The organism is Enterobacter sp. E12, assembly GCF_014596715.2.
In the GTDB taxonomy this organism is placed as follows: Bacteria; Pseudomonadota; Gammaproteobacteria; order Enterobacterales; family Enterobacteriaceae; genus Enterobacter; species Enterobacter bugandensis.
Map to the genome: position 1 here is coordinate 3,555,041 of NZ_CP115601.1, position 24,776 is coordinate 3,579,816.

A 24,776-nucleotide genomic window follows, 5' to 3' on the forward strand; every position below is an offset into this window, starting at 1 on the left:
GGAGCTAAAGATGTTTACACCCCCATTCATTCTGTCGATTGCCGGCGGCGGCAGCACTTACACGCCGGGAATTGTGAAAAGCCTGATGGTGCGCCTGCAGGATTTCCCGCTGGCCGAAATCCGCCTCTATGACATTGACGAGGCGCGTCAGAACACCATTGCGCCGGTGGTTGAGAAAGTGATTCGCGACCACAGCCAGAGCATCAAATTTACCGTCACCAGTGACCCGGAAGTGGCCTTCAGCGGCGCGCATTTCGTTTTCGCCCAGATGCGCGTCGGCCAGTACAAAATGCGCGAGCAGGATGAGAAGATCCCGCTGCGTCACGGCGTCGTCGGCCAGGAGACCTGCGGCCCCGGCGGGCTGGCCTACGGACTGCGCACGATCCTGCCAATGGTCGAGCTTATCGATCTGGTGGATCGTTACGCGCATGAGAAAGCCTGGATCGTGAACTACTCCAACCCGGCGGCGATCGTCGCGGAGGGCGTGCGACGCCTGCGACCAAATGCTCGCGTGCTGAACATCTGCGATATGCCGGTCGCGGCGATGCGTAATATGGGAGCCATTCTGGGTGTCGATCGTCGCAAACTGGAGGTGGACTACTTTGGCCTGAACCACTTCGGCTGGTTTACCCGCGTGCTGGTGGACGGCGAGGACAAATTACCGGAGCTGCGTAAACATATCGCGAAGTTTGGCCTGCTGACGGAAGATGCCGCAAAAACCGATCCGCAGCACTCGGATCCTTCGTGGGTTAAAACCTGGCGCAACATCAAGCCGATTATGGATAACTTCCCTGAGTACCTGCCGAACCCGTACCTGCAGTACTACCTGATGCCGAACCAGATTGTGGAGCATCAGAACCCGGACTATACCCGCGCCAATGAAGTGATGAACGGGCGTGAGAAAAAACTTTTTGCTGCTGCTGAAGAGTACAAGCGCACCGGGATTTTACCGGATGCCTTCCACGTGGGCGTTCACGGCGAGTTTATCGTCGATGTCGCCTGCTCGCTGGCCTTTAACCTGCGCCAACGCCATCTGGTAATGGTGGAGAACCGCGGGGCGATTACCAACCTGCCTTATGATGCGGTGGTGGAAGTACCCGCCTATATCACCTCCGAAGGGCCGGAGCCTGTGCGCGTGGGGCTGGTACCGCTGTTCCACCAGACCCTGCTGCAACAGCAGCTGGCGTCTGAACAGCTGCTCGTAGAGGCGACCATCGAAGGCAGCTATGAGAAAGCGCTTCAGGCGTTCACCCTCAACCGCACCGTGCCCACCATGGAGCACGCAAAAGCGATTCTGGATGAAATGATAGAAGCCAACCGCGACTACTGGCCTGCGCTGCAAAAAGCCTGGCAGGACGGCGAAACGGTGAAAAAATAGGGGCTTGCTCGCGAGTTGAACGTGGTTTGCTTGTCGGTGTCAGAAAAAACACCGACAATCCTTTTTTACGGAAAAGAATGGAGGCAACCCATGTCCACCTCATATTTTGTCGCCGCCGACTGGCTGATTGAGCACGGCGACGATCCGGATGTCCAGATTATTGACGCGCGTATGGCCCCGCCGGGCCAGGAACATCGTGACGTTCCCGGTGAATACCGCGCAGGGCATCTGCCTGGCGCGGTATTTTTTGATATCGAAGCCCTCTCCGATCATACCTCTCCCCTGCCGCACATGCTGCCGCGCCCGGAAGCGTTTTCCGTGGCGATGCGCGAGCTGGGCGTCAGCAAAGACAAACATCTTGTTGTTTACGATGAAGGCAATCTGTTCTCCGCGCCGCGCGCATGGTGGATGCTGAAACAGTTTGGCGTGGAAAAAGTCTCGATTCTGGCGGGCGGTCTGGCGGGCTGGAAGCGTGACGAGCTGCCGCTCCAGCAGGGCGACGTGACGCTGCCGGAAGGCGAGTTCGACGCGACGTTCGACGCTAACGTGGTGAAGCGCCTGACCGACGTACTGGTCGCGAGCCATGAAAAGACGGCACAAATCGTCGATGCGCGCCCTGCACCACGCTTTAACGCTGAAGCGGATGAACCACGTCCAGGGCTGAGACGAGGCCATATTCCAGGTGCGCTGAACGTGCCGTGGGGCGACCTGGTGTTTGAGGGCGAGCTGAAAACTACCGACGAGCTGCGTGCCATTTTTGACCGCGCGGGCGTGAATTTACATCGCCCGATTATTGCCAGCTGCGGCTCCGGCGTGACGGCCTGCGTGGTGATCCTGGCGCTCGCCACCCTCGGCGTCAACGACGTTACGCTCTACGACGGCGCCTGGAGCGAATGGGGGGCGCGTGACGATCTGCCAGTTGAACCGGCGAAATAATGGATAACCGCCTGGCCACGCTGTTAACGCGCGGGGCGTCCCTGACCCGCGCGGAGTATCGCGTCCTCGCCCACCTGACGGAGCATCCGCTGCTGGTGGGCAACATCACGGTGCGCGAACTGGCGCAGGCGACGTTTGTTTCTACCGCCACCATTATGCGGCTGTGTCAGAAGCTGGGGTTTAGCGGCTTTAGTGAGTTTATCTGGCACTGCAAGCAGTTGCTCTCCGACACGCCGCATATTGCCGCTCAGGCGCAATCCCTTCCTGAGCTCCCGGCGCTGTTTAATCAGTTTATCGCTAACTATCAGCACACCTTCCAGTGGATCACGCAGGAGAAGCGCCAGCAGTTCGCCGACCTGCTGCGGCAGAAAGAGAGCTTTTTTCTCTACGGGGCCGGGTTTTCCTATCTCTTTGCCGAATACCTGACCAAGAAGCTGCAGGTGTTGGGCAAAACGGCGTTCATCTCCGGGCCGGGGGACAGCCGAAACATTTTTCTCAGCAACGCTGCGCGTTATCAGGTATTTATTGCCGTCTCCCGCAGCGGCGAAACGGAACAGGTGCTGGATAAGGCGCGGATTGCCAAAAACGTCGGCATGACGGTCGTCGCCTTTACCCGCGCCTCGGCCAATACGCTGGCGGGCATGGCGGACGTGCACTTTGCGCTGTATGACGAGGCGGTGCACTTCGCTGCCGAAGCCGCGGGCGTGACGTCCTTTGAGTCGAATCTGGTGCTGCTGATGGATTTACTGCTGCTGGAGGCAACGGGGTGACATTCACCCCGCCGTAATCAGATGATGCGGTTGGTCTTGAGATCGCGCAGGAAGCCGCCCCAGCGACGCTCATAGAACGGCGTGATGTGCTCGGTAATAAAATGGCTGATGCCCTTCTCACCGTTTTTCACCTGACAGATATCGATCGGCTCATCGCCCGGCAGCGTGTCGGTGGCCACGCTTCCCGCCGCCTGAACGATCTCGTCGAAATCGCCATCGGCTTCAATACCGATCAACAGCACCGGCTTTTCGTCCGCGCGCTCTTTAATGGAGCAGAGAAACGCGCGCCTGACGGGCTTGAGCGTTTTGAACAGCGTCGTCAGGGAATCGATCATCTGCGCAGGCGGCTCGGCCACCTCAGATAGCAGCAGCGTTTCGCCCCCTTCCAGCACTTCCTGCGTGCTGAGCGGATTGCCCTCTTCACCAATCAGGTGGCTGATCTCGCGCGGGGTGAACTCTTTCCCGGTTGGCAGCTTAGCGTTAAGGAACAGCGTCTGGCCCAGCGTCATTTCGAACAGCGTGCGCACCGGCATCACCACGAACGCCTGTTCATCTTCTACCGCTTCCTGCAACGCTTCCAATGAAGTGAAGAACGGGATAACCGACGTGCCGTCATCTTTCTCCCAGTGCAGCAGATCCAGCGCGCTGTCTTCGACAACCTGCTCACCTTCCGCCGCGGTGCCCGGTACCCAGACGGTGGATTCCAGCAGCGTGCGGAAAAATGCCGGACGGTGGGCGGGCTCGGTCGCCGCCTGTTCCAGCAGGGTTTCTAATTCGTTTTTGGTATCTGACATAGTTTGGCTACTTCAATAAACGCCGGGTGGCGCTTTGCTTACCCGGCCTACAAAACCACAGGCCCGTGCAAGCGCAGCGCCGCCGGGCAAAAAAGATCACTCAGCCGTCAGCAGGTTCGCCACGGTACGCACGCCCAGACCGGTCGCACCCGCGGACCACTGCTCAACTGCCGCCTTACGGTAGGTTGCGGAGCAGTCGATGTGCAGCCAGCCTTCGTGATAGTTCTCAACGAAGTGCGACAGGAAGCCTGCTGCGGTACTTGCCCCCGCCGGGTACGCCGCGCTCGCGGTGTTATTCAGCTCGGCAAAGTTAGACGGCAGCTGGCTGCGGTGGAACTCGGCCAGCGGCAGACGCCAGAACGGTTCGTTTTCCGCAGCCGCGCTTGCCAGCAGGCGAGCGGCCAGCTTGTCGTCAAAGCTGAACAGCGCGTGGTAGTCGTTGCCCAGAGCGGTTTTCGCCGCGCCGGTCAGGGTCGCCATGTCGATAATCAGCTCTGGCTTCTGGGCAGAGGCGTCGATCAGGCCATCGGCCAGCACCAGACGGCCTTCGGCATCGGTGTTCATCACTTCGACATTTTTACCGTTGCGGTAGCGAATGATGTCGCCCAGCTTGAAGGCGTTGCCGCTCACCATGTTGTCCGCGCAGCACAGGTAGAGCTTCACGCGCTTGTTCAGACCGCGGGTGATGGCGAATGCCAGCGCGCCGGTGATGGTTGCCGCGCCGCCCATGTCGGACTTCATGGAATCCATGAATGCGCTCTGCTTCAGGCTGTAGCCGCCGGTGTCGAAGGTGATACCTTTACCGACCAGGCAGGCAAAGACAGGCGCTTCTTTATCGCCGGTTGGGTTGTAATCCAGCGCCAGCAGGACCGGAGGACGTTCGGAGCCACGGCCCACGGTATGAATGCCCATGTAGTTCTGCTCGCGCAGATCTTCACCTTTGGTGATGCGGTAGGACATGTTATCCCCCGCCACGCCGCACAGCAGGTCAACCGCACGCTGCGCCAGTTGCTCAGGGCCTAACTCCTCCGCCGGGGCGTTAATGGTGTCGCGCACCCAGTCGATAATTTTCAGGCGGCTTTCCAGCTCTTTTTGACCGGCTTCGTTGAGGTTCGCCCACTCAATTTTGCGGGTGCCTTTCGGGCCTTTGTAGCCCGCCCAGAACGCCCAGCTGCGGTCAGTATCCCAACCTTCGCCTTCCAGCGAGACATGCTTAATGCCCAGGCCGTCAATTTTACGCGCGGCGCGCTGGATCAGACCTAAATCATCTTTGCCCGTCAGGTGCAGGGTGATACCGTCGTTGTTGATGCTGTAGCTGGCTTTCTCGCCCCAGCGCGCGTCGGCGGGCTGCGTAGAGAGCGTAATCTTCATCGCTTCGGTCATTTTATTTATCCTTATTAGCAAACGGGCCGCCTGAAGGCAGCCCGTTAAGTGATTTACTCTGCTTCATCTAACCAGACTAACAGAATCGCCTCCAGAATTTTTTCATTGGATGCGTTTGGATCGTCGTCGAAATCCTCTAAATCGCAGATCCACTGGTGCATGTCGGTGAATCGTACGGTTTTGGGATCGAGATCCGGGTTCGCGTCGTAGAGCGCTTCGCCGATTTCACGGCTGTCTGTCCACTTCAGTCCCATATTAATGCTCGCGTGCGTGGTTGATGGTGTAGCGTGGGAATTCCACGACCAGATCTTCATCGGTCACCGCGGCCTGGCAGCTCAGGCGGCTGTCTGGCTCCAGACCCCATGCTTTATCCAGCATGTCGTCTTCGTCTTCGGTGCTCTCGGCGAGAGAGTCGAAACCTTCACGCACGATGCAGTGGCAGGTGGTGCAGGCACAGGATTTTTCACAGGCGTGTTCCACTTCGATACCTGCACGCAGGGCAACATCGAGAATGGTTTCACCGGTCTTCGCTTCCAGAACAGCGCCATCCGGACAGAGGTCCGCATGAGGCAAAATAACAATCTTTGGCATATTAAACCTCGTCCACGGACTGGCCTTTCAGCGCGACGCGGACAGATTTGTCCATGCGGCGAGCAGCGAAGTCCTGGGTTTGTTTATCAACGTTTTTAATGGCTTCTTCTATTGCGTCAGCGTCATTGCCTTCGGCGACTGCGCGTAAGCGCGCGGCAGCCTCGTCAATCACCTGACGCTCGGCGGCGCTTAACAGCGCGGCATCGGCAGCGAGCGCCCCGTTCAGACTTTCCAGCACGCGTGCGGCTTCAACTTTCTGCTCAGCCAGCATACGCGCCTTCACATCCTGCTCGGCGTAGCTCATTGAATCCTGGATCATGGAGGCGATTTCGCCATCGGTCAGGCCGTAGGACGGCTTCACCTGGATGGACGACTCCACGCCGGTTGATTTTTCCATCGCCGTGACGCTCAGCAGGCCGTCCGCATCTACCTGGAAGGTCACGCGAATATGCGCCCCGCCAGCTGGCAGCGCCGGGATGCCGCGCAGCGCAAAGCGCGCCAGAGAGCGGCAGTCCTGCACCAGTTCGCGCTCGCCCTGCATCACGTGGATGGACATCGCGGTCTGGCCGTCTTTGAAGGTGGTGAACTCCTGCGCACGCGCCACCGGAATGGTGGTGTTACGCGGGATCACTTTCTCCACCAGGCCGCCCATGGTTTCTAAACCGAGAGACAGCGGGATGACGTCCAGCAGCAGCATTTCACTGTCCGGCTTGTTGCCAACCAGAATATCGGCCTGGATAGCGGCGCCGACGGCAACCACTTTGTCCGGGTCGATGGAGGTCAGCGGCGTGCGGCCAAAGAATTCGCCCACGCGCTCGCGCACCAGCGGCACGCGCGTTGAGCCGCCCACCATGACCACTTCCAGCACCTCGTCAGCCTCCACGCCCGCATCCTTCAATGCGCGACGGCAGGCCAGCAGGGTGCGTTTAACCAGAGGCGCAATCAGCTCGCTGAACTGGTCGCGGGTGATTTCACCCTGCCAGCCTGCGACATTAACACTGACCGACTGCGCATCGCTCAGCGCAATTTTGGCGTCGATGGCCGCATCCAGCAGTTCGCGCTGAACGCGCGCATCGCTGCGATCGCTGATGCCCGCCTGCTCGCGGAAGTAGTCCGCCAGCAGATGGTCGAAATCATCGCCGCCGAGCGCGGAATCCCCGCCGGTCGCCAGCACTTCAAACACGCCGCGGCTCAGGCGCAGGATAGAAATATCAAAGGTACCGCCGCCGAGGTCGTAAACCGCAATCACCCCTTCCTGACCGGAGTCGAGGCCGTAGGCAATCGCCGCCGCCGTCGGTTCGTTCAGCAGGCGCAGCACGTGCAGGCCCGCCAGACGCGCGGCGTCTTTGGTGCCCTGACGCTGTGCGTCGTCAAAATAGGCCGGAACGGTGATCACTACGCCGTCCAGATCGCCGCCGAGCGTCGCCGTCGCGCGCGCCGCCAGCGCTTTGAGGATGTCAGCAGACACGCGAATTGGGTTCAGCAGGCCGGCCGCCGTGGCAATCATCGGCAGACCGTTTTCACTGGCCTGCAGCTGATACGGCAGGTGCGGGTAGCGGGTCTGGATATCGGCCAGCGAGCGGCCCATCATGCGCTTTACGGAGCTGATGGTGTTGGCCGGATCGCGCGCGGCGTTGGCGCGGGCGTCATAGCCGACCGCGTGACCCTGCTGCTGGTAGTGGACCACGGAAGGCAGCAGATGGCGGCCCTGCTCGTCGGCCAGCGTTTCCGCCTGGCCGCTGCGCACGGTCGCCACGAGGGAATTGGTGGTGCCCAGGTCAATACCGACCGCCAGACGACGCTGGTGCGGTGCGGCGCTTAAGCCAGGCTCACTAATTTGTAATAAGGCCATAATTGCTTCCGAAATTAAAAATCGAGCAGCTTTTCTTCGAGTTGTTCAGCGCTGCTTCGCAGTTTATCGAGAAAACGGAGTTTGCGCACAGTGTCTGCCGCCACGTCCCAGGTCTCGTTGTTCAGTTGCTCCACCATCTGCTGATGGCGGGTATCGAACATGCCCTTCACGCGCGTGATAAAACGTTCCAAACGCGCTTCGTCTTTGGCCTGTTCAATCTCATCCAGCTCTTCGCGCAGCTCTAGCTGTTCCATCAGAAACGCGGTGTCGCGCACGGTGTGCTGTTCGCTCGCCAGATCGAAGCCGTGGAGCGAGAGCAGATATTCTGCACGCGCCAGCGGATGGCGCAGCGTCTGCCAGGCCTGGTTGATGGTCGCGGAGTGCGATACCGCAGCCAGCTGCTCTGCCTGCGTCCCGCTGGCGAATTTATCCGGATGATACTGACGCTGCAGATCCTGAAAACGGACCGTCAGCGCCTGAAGATCGATCGGGTATTGAGCGGGTAGTCCGAAGAGAGTGAAGTAATCCATAACAATCTCAGGGGTAGCCTGTTAGAACAAACCCCACGCGCAGCAAAGCCACGGTGGGGTTTCGGATGACGCGCGGTTAAACGTGGAAGCTTTCGCCGCAACCACACTCGTCTTTGACGTTCGGGTTCGTGAATTTGAACCCTTCGTTCAGGCCTTCTTTTACGAAGTCCAGCTGAGTGCCGTTGAGAAATTGCAGGCTTTTGCCATCGACCACCACCTTCACGCCCTTGTCTTCAAACACGGTGTCATCAGACGCCGGCTCGTCAACAAACTCCAGTACGTAAGCCATACCAGAACAGCCGGAGGTACGTACGCCCAGTCGCAGGCCAAAGCCTTTACCACGGTTCGCCAGAAAAGAGCTTACTCGCGCGGCAGCGCTGTCGCTAAGGGTAATCGACATACTCAAACCTCAATTATTTTGCTTCACGTTTGCTTTTGTAATCCGCAATGGCGGCTTTGATCGCGTCTTCTGCCAGAATTGAACAGTGAATTTTCACCGGCGGCAGTTCGAGTTCTTCAGCAATATCCGTGTTCTTAATTGCCTGTGCTTCGTCCAGAGACTTGCCCTTCACCCACTCGGTGACCAGGGAGCTGGACGCAATTGCAGAACCGCAGCCGTAGGTCTTGAAGCGCGCGTCTTCAATGATACCTTCATTGTTGACTTTAATCTGCAACTTCATTACGTCGCCACACGCCGGCGCACCAACCATGCCGCTACCGACAGATTCATCGCTGTTGTCAAAAGAGCCAACGTTGCGCGGGTTCTCGTAATGATCGATAACTTTTTCGCTGTATGCCATGATTGAATTCTCCTTATATACCGATTAGTGATGTGACCATTCAATGCTGTTCAGATCCACGCCCTGCTTGAACATTTCCCACAGTGGAGAAAGGTCGCGCAGACGGCCAATGGAGTTACGAACCAGCTTGATGGTGTAGTCAATCTCTTCTTCGGTAGTGAAACGACCTAAAGAGAAACGGATAGAGCTGTGTGCCAGCTCGTCAGTCATACCCAGCGCGCGCAGCACGTAGGATGGCTCCAGGCTTGCAGACGTACAGGCAGAACCGGAAGAAACGGCCAGGTCTTTCAGCGCCATGATCAGCGATTCGCCTTCAACATAGTTGAAGCTGACGTTGAGGATGTTCGGCGCGCCCTGCTCGAGATCGCCGTTCAGATACACTTCTTCCATATCTTTCACGCCGTCCCACAGACGGTTACGCAGCGTGCGCAGGCGCGCCATCTCGGTTTCCATCTCTTCTTTCGCAATGCGGTACGCTTCGCCCATGCCCACGATCTGGTGAACAGGCAGCGTACCGGAACGCATGCCGCGCTCGTGACCGCCGCCGTGCATCTGTGCTTCGATGCGGATACGTGGCTTACGACGAACGTACAGCGCGCCGATCCCTTTCGGGCCATAGATTTTGTGGCCGGAGAAGGACATCAGGTCTACTTTCAGCTGGCTCAGGTCGATAGGCAGTTTGCCCACGCTCTGGGTCGCGTCCACGTGGTAGATGATACCGCGCGCGCGGCACATTTCGCCGATGGTGGCGATGTCCTGAACGACGCCGATTTCGTTATTAACGTGCATGATGGAGACCAGGATGGTGTCGTCACGCATCGCCGCTTCGAGCTCTTTCAGGTCAATAATACCGTTGCTCTGCGGCGCCAGATAGGTCACTTCGAAACCTTCACGCTCCAGCTGGCGGCAGGTGTCCAGCACGGCTTTGTGTTCGGTTTTGCTGGTGATGATGTGCTTGCCTTTTTTCTGATAAAAGTTGGCTGCACCTTTGATCGCCAGGTTGTCGGATTCGGTCGCACCGGAGGTGAAAACAATCTCACGCGGGTCGGCACCCACCAGGTCAGCAATCTGATTACGGGCGATATCCACCGCCTCTTCAGCATGCCAGCCAAAACGGTGTGAACGGGAAGCTGGGTTACCAAAGTTTCCGTCCAGGGTCAGACACTGCATCATTTTCTCGGCAACACGCGGGTCCACCGGCGTGGTTGCGGAGTAGTCGAGATAAATCGGTAATTTCATTGCTCTATAAACTCCGTACATCGCTTCAATGCAAGGAATCAGGCAACCGGCTGGATGTACGACCGAGTACGCGGGGTGTGACCACCCCGGCCTGATTCTGAAATACTTATCGTTTTATTACGCGCGTAATTTGACGTCGATAGCGTCCTGCGCGCGGGTGCTGCGTTGTGAATCATGGCTGTGCTGACGACCTGATACGTCCAGAACTTCCTGGTTATTGACCAGTTCACCGAGGGTGATGTTGTTCAGGAAGCCGGTCAGACGGTCGCTCAGATCGCGCCACAGCGCGTGGGTCAGGCACTTATCGCCGCCCTGGCAGCCGCCTTTACCCTGGCAACGGGTTGCGTCAACGGATTCATCCACCGCGCTAATCACTTCGCCAACCGCAATACTGCCCGCGTCTTTACCCAGCAGATAACCGCCGCCCGGGCCACGAACGCTGGACACCAGTCCATTTTTACGCAGTCTGGAGAACAGCTGTTCCAGGTAAGAGAGGGAGATCCCTTGTCGTTCAGAAATATCAGCCAACGGAACCGGGCCCGCTTCGGAGTTGAGCGCAACGTCCAGCATCGCGGTCACGGCATAACGCCCTTTAGATGTCAGTCTCATGTCTTACTTAACCTCAAACTCGCCCCTGCCCGGGGTTTTTTATTGTAAAATGGGGGTATTGCATAGCAGGGCCAAGTCTGACATTCCTGACTAAAATGGTCAACTATTTACTTGACTGTTTTAGTCAGGTATTTAACCTTCTGTGCCTTCATAATATAGGTGCGGCCTGATGCCCTCACCCCAACCCTCTCCCACGGGGAGAGGGGGAAATCGGCACTACTCTTTATTCTTCTGTTCAATCGACGCCAGGATTCCGCGCAGGATGTTCAGCTCCTGGCTTTCCGGACGCGCGCGGGTAAACATGCGGCGCAGCTTGTTCATTACCTGGCCAGGGTGGCCTTCACGGATGAAGCCGGTAGCGAGCAGCGTCTGCTCCAGGTGACCGTAGAAACGCTCAAGGTCGTCCACCAGCGGGTAGGCCGTCTCTTCTTTCGGTTCTGCCTGCTTCTCCTGCGTCGCCAGCCACGCCATGCGCACTTCGTAGGCGATTACCTGCACCGCCATTGCCAGGTTCAGCGAGCTGTATTCCGGGTTGGCGGCAATTGCCACGTGGTAGTGGCACTTCTGCAGTTCGTCGTTGGTCAGACCAACGCGCTCGCGGCCAAACACCAGCGCAACCGGTGCCTGCTCTGCTTCTGAGACGCTTTTCAGGCCGCATTCGCGCGGATCCAGCATCGGCCACGGCAGCGTGCGTGAACGCGCGCTGGTGCCGACAACGAGGCTGCAGCCGGCCAGCGCTTCGTCGAGGGTATCAACGATCTGCGCGTTGCCGATCACGTCGCTGGCCCCGGCCGCCAGGGCGATAGCCTGAGAGTCTGGTTTCACCAGCGGATTAACCAGCCACAGGTTCGTTAAGCCCATGGTTTTCATAGCGCGGGCAACGGAGCCCATGTTGCCGGTGTGCGATGTTTCGACCAGCACGATTCGAATGTTTTGCAGCATAATTTTTAGATGTCTGGGTTCAGTGTCTGAAGAATATTCGGGCATATTATCATAAACGGGAGACATAATCCGATCCCGCTGCTATACTCTGCGCCGATTTTCCTGTTCTTTAACATCCAGTGAGAGAGACCGATGCATCCGATGCTGACCATCGCCGTGCGCGCAGCGCGCAAGGCGGGTAATGTAATTGCCAAACACTACGAAACGCCAGACTCCGTAGAAACCAGCCAGAAAGGCAGCAATGATTTCGTGACTAACGTCGATAAAGCCGCAGAAGCGATTATTATCGAAACGATCCGCAAATCTTACCCGCAGCACACCATCATCACCGAAGAAAGCGGTGAACATGAAGGTACCGATCAGGATGTTCAATGGGTTATCGATCCACTGGATGGCACCACCAACTTCGTTAAACGCCTGCCACACTTCTCTGTGTCAATCGCAGTACGCATTAAAGGCCGTACTGAAGTCGCCGTTGTTTACGATCCAATGCGTAACGAACTGTTCACCGCGACCCGCGGTCAGGGCGCACAGCTGAACGGCTACCGTCTGCGCTGCAGCAACGCACGCGACCTGGACGGCACCATCCTGGCGACCGGCTTCCCATTCAAGGCGAAGCAGCACGCAACCACCTATATGAATATCCTGGGCAAGCTGTTCACCGAATGCGCGGACTTCCGTCGCACCGGCTCTGCTGCGCTGGATCTGGCCTACGTGGCAACCGGCCGCGTTGACGGTTACTTCGAACTGTCACTGAAGCCGTGGGACTTCGCTGCGGGCGAGCTGATCGCACGTGAAGCAGGCGCGATTGTTTGCGACTTCACCGGCGGCCACAACTACATGACCACCGGCAACATCGTTGCGGGTAACCCACGCGTTGTTAAAGCCATGCTGGCCAACATGCGTGACGAGCTGAGCGATGCGCTGAAGCGTTAATCTCCTCATCTCAGCCCTCTCCCCAAAGGGGAGAGGGTGCTAAACGGCGCCGCGCTCATCCACATCGTTACCGCCGCCACCAGCAGAATCACTCCCCCCGCCAGCGCGAGCGTTGTCCATCCTACCTGCCGCCACAGTACCGGCGTTTTATTGCCGCTGAGTTTTACCGCAAGCTGACGGAAGCTGTGAACCAGCAACGCCAAAGACGAAATGGTGAGAGAGGTTCCTGCCGCCATCGCCAGCGCCGAGAGCATGCCCCAGCCGAACACGCCAATCACTTTACTGAACAGCAGCACCATGATTGCCCCCGAGCACGGGCGCATCCCCATAGAGAGAACTATCATCAGCCGCGCGCGCCAGTCGTCACCGCTCTGTAATTGTTCCTGCGTCGGCAGATGCTGATGCCCGCATCCGCAGTGTTCATCATGAACGTGGTGCGGCGTAAAGGTTTTGAATTTGGGCTTTTGCAGCAGCGCGCGCAGCTTTTTCAGCGCCCGCCAGCAGAGGATCAGCCCCAGCACGCCGACCAGCGCATAGCTGCCCTTCTCCAGCCAGAAGCTGCTCAGGTGCAGCTGGCGCGCGGGAAGCTGTAATAGCGAAAGCACAACCACCACCAGCGCAATCGCCACGCCCCCCTGAAGCAGCGAAGAGGCCAGCGTCAGGCCAATGCTTGATTTCAGCTTCGACGGATGGGTGGCAAGCCAGGTGGTGATGACGATTTTGCCGTGCCCCGGCCCCAGCGCGTGCAGCACGCCATAGATAAAGCTGAACGCCAGCAGAGAACCGCCCGCTTTGGTCGGGTTCTCCGCCACCGCCTTCAGCAGCCCGCTCATCTGCTGGTTGACCTCACGCTGCCAGATGATGCTTTTCATCATCACCTGCGGCCAGGCCTGCCACAGCCAGAGCGAACCGCAAACGGTGAGCAGTAGAAAAAGCGCCAGCGGCCAGAGGTGCAGCCAGCGGCGCGGCTTTCGTACCGGAGAGGAGATCACTGACATTGTAACGTTACCTTCTGCGCAAACTGTTTACCCAGTTCCATGTCCTCCGGTGGGGCATCCTCTTTATCAAGAGAGACAGCAAAATTCAGCGTCTCTTCGCTGGGCTTCGGGGTGTGAACCGTAATGTTGCAGGTTTTTTGCAACGACGCAGGAAGCTGCACGTCGCTGTCCTCGGCGTAGCTCATATCGACGTAGTACGTTGGGTCAAAAGTGGAAAACGTATAGGTTTGTCCTGCCAGCGGCTGCGGATGCGCCAGTGGGAGCACGAACGTCAGCACCGCCTGATGTCCGTCGCGGGACATGCCGTATTCTGTCGGGCGATTGAGGAACTTCACCTTTTGTCCGTTATGCCAGAACTCGGTGAAGTAGTGCTGCCCGAGCACGTTGGCCATCACTTCTGCCGCCAGCTTTTTCCAGATTTCGTCGCCGGGCTTCGCGTTACCCGCATCATAAAGCAGATCCGCCGAGGTGATTTCATCCATCGTCCAGCGCATTTTCAGGCCGCTCAGCTGCGTGCCGTCGGTGACCAGCTCGGTTTTCAGGCTGATAAAACTGTGAGGATGTGCGCTGGCGGTAAAGGTGATAACCGCCAAAAATAACGCCATCGCATTTTGTTTAACTGTCTGCATCAATTCCTCACGTCAAAAATTCTGTGATGTTCCCCAGCAATCCTGAGTGAAAGGCCTGCCGGCGCGCTTTTCAGCGCCCATCCTTTAGCTATTCTTATCAAACATTCACACTGGATACCCGACAGATGATGACGACGCTTGAAATTCCATCTGTGCTTTCCAGTTCGCAGCGCCGCTGCCAGGTGCTTTTGATGCTTTACCTGCCCGATGCTGCCGTCACCGCACAGAGCATAATCGCTGCCAACGGCGTGGACGAGGTCATGGCACGGCAAGATATAGCCGAGACGCGCGATGAAATCCAGCGCTATCACCGGCTGGATATCGTCACGCACCATGACGGTAGCTACCGAATTGAAGGCACTGCCCTGAATCAGCGTTTATGTCTGCTGCACTGGCTGCGCAGGGCGCTCCGCCTTTGTCCGCAGTTTGTCTCGCACCAGTTTACCCCAGCCTTAAAAACTGCGCTTAAACAGCACGGCATCGCGCGGCCGCTCTACGACGATGCTAACCTGCGGGCGCTGATCGGCTTCTGCTCACGCAAGCTGCAGCGTCAGTTTGAATGCCGGGACGTCCAGTTCTTACAGCTCTACTTGCAATACTGCCTCATCCAGCACCACTTAGGGAATACGCCGCAGTTTTCCCACGCGCAGCGCAGCTGGACCCAGTCGCGGGGAGAGTATTTTACGGCGCAGGAGATTGTTCGTCACTGGAAGCGGCGCGTGCCGCAGGGCGCGCACGTGGACGAGCAGCTGTTTCTGGCGCTGCTGTTTATGATGCTCCGCACGCCCGATCCGGTGCTTGATAAACACCAGCAGGATCAGCGCCTCCGCCGCGCCATTGTGCGCATGGTGGCCCGTTTCCGCTCCCAGACCGGGATGAACTTCAGCGATGAGCAGGGGCTGACCGATCAGCTGTATATCCATCTGGCTCAGGCGCTGGACCGCTCGCTGTTTGAGATCGGCATCGACAATAGCCTGCCTGAGGAAATTCACCGTCTCTATCCCCGGCTGTTACGCACCACGAAAGAGGCACTCTTTGAGCTGGAAGCCGAATTTGGGCTGCGGTTCTCCGATGAAGAGATGGCGCTGGTAGCGGTTATTTTCGGCGCCTGGCTGATGCAGGAGACCGATCTGCATGAAAAACAGGTAGTGCTGCTGACCGGGGAGGATAAATCCTGTGAGGAGGTGATTGAACAGCAGCTGCGCGAATTAACCCTGCTGCCGCTCAACATTCGCTATCTGACGCTGCAGGCGTTCCAGAAAGAGGGGGCACCGCGCGAAGCCGCGCTGGTTGTCACCCCCTATCCTACCGTGCTGCCGCTGTTCTCGCCGCCGCTGATCCACGCGGTTGAATCACTTAACGCGCAGCAGCAGGAACATATTCGCGCCATGCTGGAATCGTAATCAGGCGCGCGCGGCCACTTTCGGTCGAACAAACATCGCCGGGAGCGCCACCAGCGCCATGACCCAGAACACGCCGTGTCCCAGATGCTGATACAGAAAGCCCGCAAAGACCGTCATCACCGCAATGCTGCCGCCCATCGCCACCGCAGAGTAGACCGCCTGCAGACGGATCACGTCCCCGCCCTCGCGCGCCGCGATATAGCGCATCGCCGCCAGGTGGCACACGGTGAAGGTGCCGCAGTGAAGGATCTGCGCCATAATCAGCCACGGCAGTTCGGTCGTCCAGCCCATAATCCCCCAGCGCGCCACGCCGCAGACCGCGGAAAGCAGCAGCAGATCGCGCGCGCCGAAGCGGCGGAACAGCTTTTTGCTGAGGGCGAAAATAATGACTTCTGCCACCACCCCCAGCGACCACAGGTAACCGACCGCTGAGGCCGAGTAGCCCGCCCCCTGCCAGTAGATGGCGCTGAAGCCATAGTACGCCGCATGCGCCCCCTGAAGCAGACAGACGCACGCCAGAAAACGCCAGCTCTGGGCCACCAGGCTCCGCCAGGCGGGCCAGCCGGCGCTCTCCTGATGGCGACTCTCCCCTTGCGGCATCACCGACGGGCGCAGCAGCATGCCCAGCAGCATCGAGGCAATACCGATACTCAGCAGCGCCAGAATCGCGCGGTAGTCGTAAAGGCTGACCAGTTTCCCCACCAGCGCAGAGCCGATCACGAAGGCAATCGATCCCCAGAGGCGCACACGGCCATAATCCATGGTGATCTGCTTTTGCCAGGTGTTCGCCAGCGCATCCGTCAGCGGCACCAGCGGGGAGAAGAACAGATTAAAGCCAACCATCACCACCATCAGCCAGGCAAACTGGTGGCTGACCCAGAAGCAGGCCGCGAAGACCAGCGTCAGCAGGGCCAGAATGCGCACCGCTTTAATCAATAAGGAGGGATCGCTGACGCGGGGGGCAATCAGCAGGCTTCCGAGGAAACGCGCCACCAGCCCCGCGCCCAGCAGGATGCCAATGGTTTCTGGCGTCAAACCAATTCCCTTAAGCCAGACGCTCCAGAAAGGCAGAAAAATACCGTAGCTAAAGAAGTAGGTGAAGTAGCTGAGCGCCAGCCAGCGCGTGGAATGCAAGACCATGAATCCCTCCCGAAATGGAGGCGATAGTCTGGCGTTTATCCTGCACTTTAGCAAGTCGTTAGCGCGCTATAAATTAACGATAAATTAACGTCATGGACAGCCGGTCGGCGTATGGCGTGAGCGGCAAAATTGTATTACGTTTAAAAGACATCGCCTGAAGAGGTCGTTTGCCATGAACAGCTTACGTTATTTCGATTTCGGCTCCTCACGCTCCTTCCTGCTATTGATTGCCCGAATTGCCATCGTTGTCCTGTTTATTATTTTTGGCTATCCCAAGCTGACGGGTTTTAGCGGCACCGTTCAGTATATGACGTCGCTCGGCGCCCCCATGCCGATGCTGGCGGCCATTATCGCCGTAGTAATGGAGGTTCCCGCCGCTATCCTGATCGTGCTCGGCTTTTTCACCCGCCCCCTCGCGGTGCTCTTTGTCTTCTATACGCTGGGCACGGCGATTATCGGTCACCACTACTGGGATATGACCGGAGATGCGGTTGTGCCGAATATGATTAATTTCTACAAGAACGTCAGTATTGCTGGCGCGTTTATTTTGCTGGCGATTGTGGGACCGGGGGCCATTTCCCTGGACCGACGTTAAGCCATAAAAAAAGGCCGCAAGCGCGGCCTTTTTTATTTCTGCAAAGCAGAGGAATTATGCGTATACCGGGAAGCGTGCGCAGATATCCAGAACTTTACCTTTGACGCGCTCGATAACCGCTTCGTCATTGATGTTGTCCAGAACGTCACACATCCAGCCAGCCAGCTCTTTCACTTCCGCTTCTTTGAAGCCGCGACGCGTCACGGCCGGAGAACCGATACGGATACCGGAGGTCACGAACGGGCTCTTCGGATCGTTTGGCACGCTGTTTTTGTTCACGGTGATGTTGGCGCGGCCCAGGGCAGCGTCAGCTTCTTTACCGGTCAGGTTCTTATCAACCAGGTCCAGCAGGAACAGGTGGTTTTCAGTCCCGCCGGATACCACTTTGTAGCCACGGTTCAGGAACACTTCCACCATCGCTTTGGCGTTCTTAGCAACCTGCTGCTGATACACCTTGAACTCTGGCTCCATCGCTTCTTTCAGCGCGACCGCTTTTGCGGCGATAACGTGCATCAGCGGGCCGCCCTGCGCGCTTGGGAACACGGCAGAGTTCAGTTTTTTGTACAGCTCTTCGTCACCGCCTTTCGCCAGGATCAGGCCACCACGTGGACCCGCCAGGGTTTTGTGAGTAGTGGTAGTCACAACGTGAGCGTGAGGAACCGGGTTCGGGTAAACGCCTGCGGCAATAAGGCCCGCAACGTGCGCCATGTCAACGAACAGGTACGCGCCGATGCTGTCTGCGATTTCACGCATTTTTGCCCAGTCAACGATACCGGAGTAAGCAGAGAAGCCACCGATGATCATCTTCGGCTTGTGCTCTTTGGCCTGCTTAGCCATATCTTCGTAGTCAATTTTACCGGACTCATCAATACCGTAAGGAATGATGTTGTACAGTTTGCCGGAGAAGTTAACCGGGGAGCCGTGAGTCAGGTGGCCGCCCTGCGCCAGGTTCATACCCAGAACGGTATCGCCCGGCTGCAGCAGCGCGGTGTAAACAGCGAAGTTAGCCTGAGAGCCGGAGTGCGGCTGAACGTTCGCGTAGTCAGCGCCGAAGAGTGCTTTCGCACGGTCGATAGCCAGCTGCTCAACGATATCAACGTATTCGCAACCGCCATAGTAGCGCTTGCCCGGGTAACCTTCAGCGTATTTGTTGGTCAGCTGAGAGCCCTGCGCCTGCATCACGCGCGGGCTGGTGTAGTTTTCGGAGGCGATCAGTTCGATGTGCTCTTCCTGACGTACTTTTTCCTGCTCCATAGCCTGCCACAGTTCGGCATCATAATCGGCAATGTTCATTTCACGCTTTAACATCCGCATCTCCTGACTCAGCTAACAAGTAAATTTTGGCCTGAAAAGGCAGTCCTGTTGGACGACGGGCAACAGTATAACTGAATAGTTCTGTGATAACAGGTCTTGACAAACGATTTTACGCAAACGTTTTCCTTCACGCCACGCAAGGGTTTGAGGAATAAAGATCTCACTATTTCCAGCGGATTTCTTTTCAGGTTTGTGATGCGTATTTTTCATCTTGCAAAGAACCATTTACAAAGCATGGGTATTTTTTATAAGATGCATTTAAAATACATTATTAGGTAATATCAGAAGGAAGCTGCCATGCTCGACGCTCAAACCATCGCTACCGTTAAAGCCACCATTCCCCTGCTGGTGGAAACCGGCCCTAAACTTACCGCCCATTTCTACGATCGCATGTTCACGCACAATCCGGAGCTCAAAGAGATTTTCAATATGAGCAACCAGCGTAACGGCGATCAGCGTGAAGCGCTTTTCAACGCCATCGCGGCCTACGCCAGCAATATCGAAAACCTGGCGGCGTTGCTGCCTGCGGTGGAAAAAATCGCGCAGAAGCACACCAGCTTCCAGATCCAACCCGAGCAGTACAACATCGTCGGCACTCACCTGCTGGCAACGCTGGACGAAATGTTCAGCCCGGGCCAGGAGGTGCTGGACGCCTGGGGTAAAGCCTACGGCGTGCTGGCAAACGTGTTTATCAACCGTGAAGCGCAGATCTACAGCGAAAACGCCAGCAAGAACGGCGGCTGGGAAGGAACGCGCGCCTTCCGTATCGTCGAGAAAACGCCGCGCAGCGCGCTTATCACCAGTTTTGAATTTGAGCCGGTTGACGGCCAGCCGGTGGCCGATTACCAGCCGGGCCAGTATCTGGGCGTATGGCTGAAGCCTGAAGGCTTCCCGCACCAGGAGATCCGCCAGTACTCTCTGACCCGCAAACCAAACGGTAAAGGCTACCGCATTGCGGTGAAGCGCGAGGACGGCGGTCAGGTATCCAACTGGCTGCATAACGAAGCGAGCGTGGGCGACGTGGTTCATCTGGCCGCGCCGGCGGGCGACTTCTTTATGGCCATTGAAACCAATACCCCGGTCACGCTGATCTCCGCGGGCGTAGGCCAAACGCCAATGCTGGCGATGCTGGATACGCTGGCGAAAGCCAACCACAGCGCGCAGGTTAACTGGTTCCACGCAGCGGAGAACGGCGACGTGCACGCCTTTGCGGATGAAGTGAAAGCGCTGGGAGCGACCCTGCCGCGTTTCACCGCGCATACCTGGTATCGCCTGCCGACGGAGGCAGACCGCACTGCCGCACGCTTTGACAGCGAAGGACTGATGAATTTAAGCCAGATGGAAGGGGCGTTTAGCGCGCCGGAAATGCAGTTCTACGTCTGTGGACCCGTGGCGTTTATGCAGTATGCCGCGAAGCAGCTGGTTGAGCTGGGCGTGAATAAAGACAACATTCATTACGAATGTTTCGGGCCGCATAAGGTGCTGTAACGCAAAAAGCCCCTCGTTCGAGGGGCTTTTTTTTCGCCGGGTGGCGAATGGTTAAATCGCGGCGTCGTCTTCTTCGCCGGTACGGATACGGATCACGCGCGCCACGTCAAAGACGAAGATTTTCCCGTCGCCAATTTTGCCCGTCTGCGCCGTGCGGATAATGGTATCCACGCAGGTATCGACGATATCGTCGCTGACCACGATTTCAATTTTCACTTTCGGCAGAAAGTCGACCATGTACTCTGCGCCACGATAAAGCTCGGTGTGGCCCTTCTGACGACCAAAACCTTTCACTTCCGTCACGGTCATCCCGGTGATGCCTACTTCCGCCAGCGCTTCACGTACATCATCCAGTTTGAAAGGTTTAATAATCGCATCAATCTTTTTCATGGTGGGTCCTTAAACTCTTGCCTGTAAGCTGCCTCGTAATCGATTGCTCACAGTACCATACGGCATTACTCTTTAAAATCGTTTGCTTCCAGCTCGTGGCGTGAGAGCAGCTTATAGAACTCGGTGCGGTTGCGTCCGGCCATCCGCGCCGCGTGGGTCACGTTGCCTTTGGTGATCTGCAGCAGCTTGCGCAGATAGTTCAGCTCGAACTGGTTACGCGCTTCCGCAAACGTCGGCAAGGCCGTGTTCTCCCCTTCCAGCGCCTGTTCAACCAGCGCGTCGCTGATAACGGGCGAGGACGTCAGCGCCACGCACTGCTCAATCACGTTCACCAGCTGGCGCACGTTACCCGGCCAGCTGGCGGCCATCAGCCGTTTCATCGCATCAGTCGAAAAGGCGCGCACGAACGGTTTATGCCGATCTGCCGCCTGGCGCAGGAGGTGATTCGCCAGCAGCGGAATATCTTCCGCACGCTCCGCCAGCGCCGGGATCTTCAGGTTCACCACGTTCAGACGGTAGTAGAGATCTTCACGGAACTCGTTGCGGGCCATCACTTTGGGCAAGTCGCGGTGGGTGGCGGAAATGATTCGCACGTTAATATCAATATCGCGGTTGCTGCCCAACGGGCGCACTTTGCGCTCCTGAAGTACGCGCAACAGTTTGACCTGCAGCGGCGCAGGCATGTCGCCAATTTCGTCGAGGAACAGCGTGCCGCCTTCCGCGGCCTGGAACAGCCCTTCCCGGCTGCTTACCGCGCCGGTAAATGCGCCGCGGGCATGGCCAAAAAGTTCAGACTCAAGAAGCTGCTCTGGCAGGGCACCGCAGTTAATGGCGATAAAGGCATTTTTACTGCGCGGGCTGGCGTTGTGGATCGCCTGCGCCAGGATCTCTTTCCCGGTTCCGCTCTGGCCGTTAATCAACACGCTGACGTCTGACTGTGCGACCATTCGCGCCTGCTCAAGCAGACGCAGCATTATCGGGCTGCGGGTGACGATAGATTCACGCCATGCGTCGTCTCCGGAGGGCGCGGCGTGCTCCAGCGCACTGTCGATAGCTTTGTAGAGCGCGTCTTTATCTACCGGCTTGGTGAGGAAGCTGAACACGCCCTGCTGGGTTGCGGCGACGGCATCCGGGATTGACCCGTGCGCCGTCAGGATAATGACCGGCATGCCAGGCTGCTGCTTCTGGATTTCGGCGAACAGCTGCATGCCATCCATTTCGTCCATCCGCAGGTCGCTGATCACCAGGTCAATCTTTTCGCGGCTGAGGACTTTAAGCCCCTCCTGCCCGCTTTCCGCGGTCACCACGGTGTAGCCTTCACTCACCAGACGCATCCCCAGCAGCTTTAACAGGCCGGGATCGTCATCCACCAGTAAGAGATGGGCTGGTTTACGGCTCGTCATGCTTCACATCCTCTTGTTTCGGCATATCGCTGTCCGGTGCAGCAGATGAACTACCGGGCTGATATTTACGCGACGAGAGCTGTCTTTCGATATCGGTCAGGTTTTCCAGCTTTCGCGTCGTGGTATCCAGCTGAGTACGTAAATGCTGTTGCTGTTGGCGCAGCGTATCCAGCTCGCTGTCGGTTGACTGCTGTAACTTGCTGTAGCGGGAGCGCTCTTCAGACAGCTGCAGCTGTAACGTCTGCCCATCCCGCCAGAGCTGGTATACCGGGCGCACCTGTGCGGGAAGATTGATCACAAACGTGTCCAGACGGGTCACGTTGGCCCGACGTTCAACGGGGGTAATTTTCGCATCGGCCAGTAAAATCCCACGCTTGAAAGCGTCCTGCCAGGTGTCTTCATCCAGCATCGCCGCCTTCATGCGGGCGTCTACCGGCGCAAGCCGCTGGGCGCAGTCTATTCCGCGCAGCCAGAACAGCGGGTTATTTTCGACATCATGCCCTGACAGATTCCAGATATCCTCACAGCGGGTAGAGAGGAAATCCGCCAGCTGGTTATCGGGCCATTTGTCTTCCTGTTTACCGCTTATCGCACTTTGCGGCGCATGGGAAACGCACCCCGCCAGAACTAAACAGGGTAGACTCAGGCGACCCGCTTTGCTGGAAAACACCGCGCGTATGGCGCGGAAAAAGACGTGTGACATACTCACCAGATATAGATTCATTTTATTAATTTTTCCGGCTCAGGGGCAGTTCAATACGGAAGCAAACATCTGAACGTTCGTCCGTGGCAATGTTTAGCTCACCCTGCATGCGTCGTATGCAGTCCCGGGCAATGCTTAATCCCAGACCGCTTCCTTTTACCGCGCCTTTCCGCTGATGACTCCCCTGGAAAAAGGGTTCGAAGATCATGGTTTTTTCGTCATCGGGGATCGGGGTGCCGGTGTTTGCGACGTCAATAAACACCCGGGAGCCCTTCGTATAACTTCGGATATAAATGTTACCGGATTCAGTACCATAGTGCACCGCATTGGAGTAAAGATTATCCAGAACGCTCATTAATAGCATGGGTTCAGCCAGGCAGGTCGGCGCATTCAGCTCCACCCCGGTATGCATCATTTTAGCTCTTGCCGGCAAGCTATGGGCGGAGATCACCATATCCACCAGTGGCTCAATCTCCACCTCTTCCAGTACCACCGTCCCGTCAGCCAGCTTGCGGTTATAATCCAGAAGCTGCTCGATCAGCTTTTGCAGGTTGCGGCTGCTGGCGTCCAGAATTTCGACAATCTCTTTCTGCTCCGGCGTAAGCGGCCCTGCCACCTCGTCCGCCAGCAGCTCCGTTCCTTCACGCATGCTGGCCAGCGGGGTTTTCAGCTCATGGGAAATATGGCGCAGGAACTGATGACGCTGGGATTCCAGCCACGCCAGGCGCTCGGATAGCCAGATAATGCGCTGACCGACGGATCGCAGCTCGCGCGGGCCTTTAAAGGCAACCGTATCCCCGAGCGATTTCCCCTCCCCCAGGCGGTTGATCATACGCTGAATACCCTTTACCGGGCCGATGATCATGCGGGTAAAGAGCAGCACCAGCCCGAGGCTCACGAGGAACAGCACCAGCGCCTGCCAGCCGAAGAACTGGCCGCGCTCGGCAATCTCCTGCTGCAGCTGCTGGCCGCGAGAGAAAATGACCGTGCGCGTTGACTGCACCATTTCGGTATTGGCGGCGGCGAATGCCTCAAGGCGCGCGGCGGCAGCCGCATCCGGGCCGCTGTTCTGGCACTGCAACTGCGCGAGATCGTTCAGATCCTGACGTAACGCCTGATACAGCCTGTCGTCCGGCAGCACGCCCGCGTGGGCATCCAGCATTTCGCTGTAGCGCTTGCGCTGGCTCTGGTACACCTTCTCCAGCGTCCGATCGTCGAGCACGCAGTACTGACGATAGCTACGCTCCATCTCCAGCGCAGCGTTGGTCATCGCTTCACTGCGTCTGGCATCGATAAGCGTGGTGCGGTTCGTCAGCGCCGCCTGGGCACTCAGCGCATTGAGGCTCTGCCATGCCTGCCAGGCGAGGATCAGCAGCGGCAGCAGGATCAGCAGAAAGGCCATCATCACGAGCTGTCGCAGGGAGCGGGGAAAAACGGGCCAGCGTTTCAACGCATTACTCTCTTCATGGGGGTTTACGGAGAGCGTAACTGAGTCTGCCCTTCAGATACAACAAAGCCGGGTAAAAACCCGGCTTTGTTATGGAATAAGGCGGTGCCTAACTCGACGTTTCGCCCTGGCCTGATAAAGCATCGCTATGATCAGTAGTTGGACGGCAGGCACCTTTTTGTGCGTCATTCGAAGTTTATGTAGCACGTCCCGAAGGGGCTGACATAAGAAGGTGAATGAGCCACTGGTTAATATTATGCAACACCCATGCCAGAATGCAAAACAAAATATTAACACATTGAAATATATATCTTTTATTGGTTTAATCTATTTGTTGTGCGCTGAATGATTTCCAGGCTAAGTGTCGCTATTAAGCAACACCTTAACGGGAACCTGTCCTGCCATATATAAATCAATAAGTTAAATGTCTCCATTTGGAGACACCCATATACCATCTTTGTCGCAATTTTGCGACACGCATAAAAAAACCCGGTGGCGCTACGCTC

26 protein-coding genes are annotated in these 24,776 nt (G+C 57.4%); 7 read left to right on the forward strand and 19 right to left on the reverse strand.

Annotation, left to right across the window (positions count from 1 at the left end):
• The first annotated feature begins 10 nt into the window (after nt 1–10).
• The 3 genes from IB212_RS16955 to IB212_RS16965 all read left to right on the forward strand — a co-directional run bounded on the left by IB212_RS16955 (nt 11) and on the right by IB212_RS16965 (nt 3,084).
• Entirely contained in the window at nt 11–1,378 is a 1,368-nt protein-coding gene (locus IB212_RS16955) for a 6-phospho-alpha-glucosidase (RefSeq protein ID WP_041908712.1), read from the forward strand.
• A gap of 90 nt (nt 1,379–1,468) precedes the next feature.
• Nucleotides 1,469–2,314, forward strand: coding sequence for a 3-mercaptopyruvate sulfurtransferase (gene sseA, locus IB212_RS16960; RefSeq protein ID WP_041908710.1), 846 nt, complete (start codon nt 1,469–1,471; stop codon nt 2,312–2,314).
• Nucleotides 2,314–3,084 (forward strand): MurR/RpiR family transcriptional regulator, encoded by a 771-nt coding sequence (locus IB212_RS16965; protein WP_028014071.1) that lies wholly within the window; start codon nt 2,314–2,316, stop codon nt 3,082–3,084. The genes sseA and IB212_RS16965 overlap by 1 nt, the downstream gene beginning before the upstream one ends.
• 17 nt (nt 3,085–3,101) lie before the next feature.
• On the opposite strand, the gene sseB is transcribed toward IB212_RS16965, so the two are convergent.
• The 11 genes from sseB to trmJ form a co-directional block, all read right to left on the reverse strand.
• Nucleotides 3,102–3,878 carry an enhanced serine sensitivity protein SseB gene (sseB, locus tag IB212_RS16970; RefSeq protein ID WP_032648693.1) on the reverse strand — a complete coding sequence of 259 codons (777 nt, stop codon included), beginning with the start codon at nt 3,876–3,878 and terminating at the stop codon, nt 3,102–3,104.
• 96 nt (nt 3,879–3,974) lie between these two features.
• Nucleotides 3,975–5,261: an aminopeptidase PepB gene (gene pepB / locus IB212_RS16975; RefSeq protein ID WP_060572542.1), complete on the reverse strand. Its 1,287-nt coding sequence runs from the start codon at nt 5,259–5,261 to the stop codon at nt 3,975–3,977.
• 53 nt (nt 5,262–5,314) lie between these two features.
• Nucleotides 5,315–5,515, reverse strand: coding sequence for a Fe-S cluster assembly protein IscX (gene iscX / locus IB212_RS16980; protein ID WP_003860650.1), 201 nt, complete (start codon nt 5,513–5,515; stop codon nt 5,315–5,317).
• A 1-nt stretch (nt 5,516) separates the two neighbouring features.
• Entirely contained in the window at nt 5,517–5,852 is a 336-nt protein-coding gene (fdx, locus tag IB212_RS16985) for an ISC system 2Fe-2S type ferredoxin (protein WP_003860652.1), read from the reverse strand.
• Nucleotide 5,853: 1 nt separating this feature from the next.
• A complete protein-coding gene (hscA, locus tag IB212_RS16990; protein WP_047364172.1) occupies nt 5,854–7,704 on the reverse strand; it encodes a Fe-S protein assembly chaperone HscA in 1,851 nt (616 codons plus the stop codon).
• A 14-nt stretch (nt 7,705–7,718) separates the two neighbouring features.
• Nucleotides 7,719–8,234 carry a co-chaperone HscB gene (gene hscB, locus IB212_RS16995; protein ID WP_045260178.1) on the reverse strand — a complete coding sequence of 172 codons (516 nt, stop codon included), beginning with the start codon at nt 8,232–8,234 and terminating at the stop codon, nt 7,719–7,721.
• 76 nt (nt 8,235–8,310) lie between these two features.
• The gene (gene iscA, locus IB212_RS17000; protein ID WP_003860659.1) at nt 8,311–8,634 is read right to left on the reverse strand and encodes an iron-sulfur cluster assembly protein IscA; all 324 of its coding nucleotides are present in this window, start codon (nt 8,632–8,634) and stop codon (nt 8,311–8,313) included.
• A 13-nt stretch (nt 8,635–8,647) separates the two neighbouring features.
• Nucleotides 8,648–9,034, reverse strand: coding sequence for a Fe-S cluster assembly scaffold IscU (iscU, locus tag IB212_RS17005; RefSeq protein ID WP_003860661.1), 387 nt, complete (start codon nt 9,032–9,034; stop codon nt 8,648–8,650).
• 24 nt (nt 9,035–9,058) lie between these two features.
• Nucleotides 9,059–10,273, reverse strand: a complete 1,215-nt coding sequence (gene iscS, locus IB212_RS17010) for a cysteine desulfurase (RefSeq protein WP_003860663.1) — start codon at nt 10,271–10,273, stop codon at nt 9,059–9,061.
• A 117-nt stretch (nt 10,274–10,390) separates the two neighbouring features.
• On the reverse strand, nt 10,391–10,882 hold the full coding sequence (gene iscR / locus IB212_RS17015; protein WP_008502158.1) for a Fe-S cluster assembly transcriptional regulator IscR: 492 nt from the start codon (nt 10,880–10,882) through the stop codon (nt 10,391–10,393).
• Nucleotides 10,883–11,098: 216 nt separating this feature from the next.
• Nucleotides 11,099–11,824, reverse strand: coding sequence for a tRNA (cytosine(32)/uridine(32)-2'-O)-methyltransferase TrmJ (gene trmJ / locus IB212_RS17020; protein ID WP_028014076.1), 726 nt, complete (start codon nt 11,822–11,824; stop codon nt 11,099–11,101).
• 132 nt (nt 11,825–11,956) lie between these two features.
• Between trmJ and suhB the strand changes: the two genes are divergently transcribed.
• Nucleotides 11,957–12,760, forward strand: a complete 804-nt coding sequence (suhB, locus tag IB212_RS17025) for an inositol-1-monophosphatase (protein ID WP_028014077.1) — start codon at nt 11,957–11,959, stop codon at nt 12,758–12,760.
• Nucleotides 12,761–12,765: 5 nt separating this feature from the next.
• Here the strand turns inward: suhB and IB212_RS17030 are convergent, their stop codons facing one another.
• Nucleotides 12,766–13,758 (reverse strand): nickel/cobalt transporter, encoded by a 993-nt coding sequence (locus tag IB212_RS17030; RefSeq protein ID WP_041908699.1) that lies wholly within the window; start codon nt 13,756–13,758, stop codon nt 12,766–12,768.
• A complete protein-coding gene (locus IB212_RS17035) occupies nt 13,749–14,387 on the reverse strand; it encodes a DUF1007 family protein (protein WP_028014079.1) in 639 nt (212 codons plus the stop codon). The genes IB212_RS17030 and IB212_RS17035 overlap by 10 nt, the downstream gene beginning before the upstream one ends.
• A 125-nt stretch (nt 14,388–14,512) precedes the next feature.
• Between IB212_RS17035 and csiE the strand changes: the two genes are divergently transcribed.
• Nucleotides 14,513–15,790, forward strand: coding sequence for a stationary phase inducible protein CsiE (gene csiE / locus IB212_RS17040; protein ID WP_041908697.1), 1,278 nt, complete (start codon nt 14,513–14,515; stop codon nt 15,788–15,790).
• Here csiE and IB212_RS17045 read toward each other — a convergent pair whose 3' ends face one another.
• The gene (locus IB212_RS17045; protein WP_028014081.1) at nt 15,791–16,930 is read right to left on the reverse strand and encodes a 3-phenylpropionate MFS transporter; all 1,140 of its coding nucleotides are present in this window, start codon (nt 16,928–16,930) and stop codon (nt 15,791–15,793) included.
• A 172-nt stretch (nt 16,931–17,102) separates the two neighbouring features.
• Between IB212_RS17045 and IB212_RS17050 the strand changes: the two genes are divergently transcribed.
• A complete protein-coding gene (locus tag IB212_RS17050) occupies nt 17,103–17,525 on the forward strand; it encodes a DoxX family protein (RefSeq protein WP_028014082.1) in 423 nt (140 codons plus the stop codon).
• 54 nt (nt 17,526–17,579) lie between these two features.
• On the opposite strand, the gene glyA is transcribed toward IB212_RS17050, so the two are convergent.
• Entirely contained in the window at nt 17,580–18,833 is a 1,254-nt protein-coding gene (glyA, locus tag IB212_RS17055) for a serine hydroxymethyltransferase (RefSeq protein WP_025757663.1), read from the reverse strand.
• Between the two features lie 303 nt (nt 18,834–19,136).
• On the opposite strand from glyA, the gene hmpA reads away from it, so the two are divergent.
• Nucleotides 19,137–20,327, forward strand: a complete 1,191-nt coding sequence (gene hmpA / locus IB212_RS17060) for an NO-inducible flavohemoprotein (protein WP_041908691.1) — start codon at nt 19,137–19,139, stop codon at nt 20,325–20,327.
• 51 nt (nt 20,328–20,378) lie between these two features.
• On the opposite strand, the gene glnB is transcribed toward hmpA, so the two are convergent.
• The 4 genes from glnB to qseE form a co-directional block, all read right to left on the reverse strand.
• Nucleotides 20,379–20,717, reverse strand: a complete 339-nt coding sequence (gene glnB / locus IB212_RS17065) for a nitrogen regulatory protein P-II (RefSeq protein WP_003860685.1) — start codon at nt 20,715–20,717, stop codon at nt 20,379–20,381.
• A 65-nt stretch (nt 20,718–20,782) separates the two neighbouring features.
• On the reverse strand, nt 20,783–22,120 hold the full coding sequence (gene glrR / locus IB212_RS17070) for a two-component system response regulator GlrR (protein WP_028014084.1): 1,338 nt from the start codon (nt 22,118–22,120) through the stop codon (nt 20,783–20,785).
• Nucleotides 22,107–22,844 (reverse strand): two-component system QseEF-associated lipoprotein QseG, encoded by a 738-nt coding sequence (gene qseG / locus IB212_RS17075; protein WP_028014085.1) that lies wholly within the window; start codon nt 22,842–22,844, stop codon nt 22,107–22,109. Before qseG ends, glrR begins: the two co-directional genes overlap by 14 nt.
• 4 nt (nt 22,845–22,848) lie before the next feature.
• A complete protein-coding gene (gene qseE / locus IB212_RS17080; RefSeq protein WP_041908685.1) occupies nt 22,849–24,273 on the reverse strand; it encodes a two component system sensor histidine kinase QseE/GlrK in 1,425 nt (474 codons plus the stop codon).
• Nucleotides 24,274–24,776: the final 503 nt, after the last annotated feature.

What these genes read in the sequence shown, in the direction of transcription:
- iscS (WP_003860663.1), bottom strand. Translation starts at nt 10,273, where the DNA reads ATGAAATTACCGATTTATCTCGACTACTCCGCAACCACGCCGGTGGAC.
- glrR (WP_028014084.1), bottom strand. Translation starts at nt 22,120, where the DNA reads ATGACGAGCCGTAAACCAGCCCATCTCTTACTGGTGGATGACGATCCC.
- iscX (WP_003860650.1), bottom strand. Translation starts at nt 5,515, where the DNA reads ATGGGACTGAAGTGGACAGACAGCCGTGAAATCGGCGAAGCGCTCTAC.
- IB212_RS17035 (WP_028014079.1), bottom strand. Translation starts at nt 14,387, where the DNA reads ATGCAGACAGTTAAACAAAATGCGATGGCGTTATTTTTGGCGGTTATC.
- hmpA (WP_041908691.1), top strand. Translation starts at nt 19,137, where the DNA reads ATGCTCGACGCTCAAACCATCGCTACCGTTAAAGCCACCATTCCCCTG.
- iscR (WP_008502158.1), bottom strand. Translation starts at nt 10,882, where the DNA reads ATGAGACTGACATCTAAAGGGCGTTATGCCGTGACCGCGATGCTGGAC.
- fdx (WP_003860652.1), bottom strand. Translation starts at nt 5,852, where the DNA reads ATGCCAAAGATTGTTATTTTGCCTCATGCGGACCTCTGTCCGGATGGC.
- hscB (WP_045260178.1), bottom strand. Translation starts at nt 8,234, where the DNA reads ATGGATTACTTCACTCTCTTCGGACTACCCGCTCAATACCCGATCGAT.
- IB212_RS17030 (WP_041908699.1), bottom strand. Translation starts at nt 13,758, where the DNA reads ATGTCAGTGATCTCCTCTCCGGTACGAAAGCCGCGCCGCTGGCTGCAC.
- sseB (WP_032648693.1), bottom strand. Translation starts at nt 3,878, where the DNA reads ATGTCAGATACCAAAAACGAATTAGAAACCCTGCTGGAACAGGCGGCG.
- hscA (WP_047364172.1), bottom strand. Translation starts at nt 7,704, where the DNA reads ATGGCCTTATTACAAATTAGTGAGCCTGGCTTAAGCGCCGCACCGCAC.
- IB212_RS17045 (WP_028014081.1), bottom strand. Translation starts at nt 16,930, where the DNA reads ATGGTCTTGCATTCCACGCGCTGGCTGGCGCTCAGCTACTTCACCTAC.
- IB212_RS17050 (WP_028014082.1), top strand. Translation starts at nt 17,103, where the DNA reads ATGAACAGCTTACGTTATTTCGATTTCGGCTCCTCACGCTCCTTCCTG.
- glnB (WP_003860685.1), bottom strand. Translation starts at nt 20,717, where the DNA reads ATGAAAAAGATTGATGCGATTATTAAACCTTTCAAACTGGATGATGTA.
- pepB (WP_060572542.1), bottom strand. Translation starts at nt 5,261, where the DNA reads ATGACCGAAGCGATGAAGATTACGCTCTCTACGCAGCCCGCCGACGCG.
- iscA (WP_003860659.1), bottom strand. Translation starts at nt 8,634, where the DNA reads ATGTCGATTACCCTTAGCGACAGCGCTGCCGCGCGAGTAAGCTCTTTT.
- IB212_RS16965 (WP_028014071.1), top strand. Translation starts at nt 2,314, where the DNA reads ATGGATAACCGCCTGGCCACGCTGTTAACGCGCGGGGCGTCCCTGACC.
- iscU (WP_003860661.1), bottom strand. Translation starts at nt 9,034, where the DNA reads ATGGCATACAGCGAAAAAGTTATCGATCATTACGAGAACCCGCGCAAC.
- csiE (WP_041908697.1), top strand. Translation starts at nt 14,513, where the DNA reads ATGATGACGACGCTTGAAATTCCATCTGTGCTTTCCAGTTCGCAGCGC.
- sseA (WP_041908710.1), top strand. Translation starts at nt 1,469, where the DNA reads ATGTCCACCTCATATTTTGTCGCCGCCGACTGGCTGATTGAGCACGGC.
- qseG (WP_028014085.1), bottom strand. Translation starts at nt 22,844, where the DNA reads ATGAATCTATATCTGGTGAGTATGTCACACGTCTTTTTCCGCGCCATA.
- suhB (WP_028014077.1), top strand. Translation starts at nt 11,957, where the DNA reads ATGCATCCGATGCTGACCATCGCCGTGCGCGCAGCGCGCAAGGCGGGT.
- IB212_RS16955 (WP_041908712.1), top strand. Translation starts at nt 11, where the DNA reads ATGTTTACACCCCCATTCATTCTGTCGATTGCCGGCGGCGGCAGCACT.
- trmJ (WP_028014076.1), bottom strand. Translation starts at nt 11,824, where the DNA reads ATGCTGCAAAACATTCGAATCGTGCTGGTCGAAACATCGCACACCGGC.
- glyA (WP_025757663.1), bottom strand. Translation starts at nt 18,833, where the DNA reads ATGTTAAAGCGTGAAATGAACATTGCCGATTATGATGCCGAACTGTGG.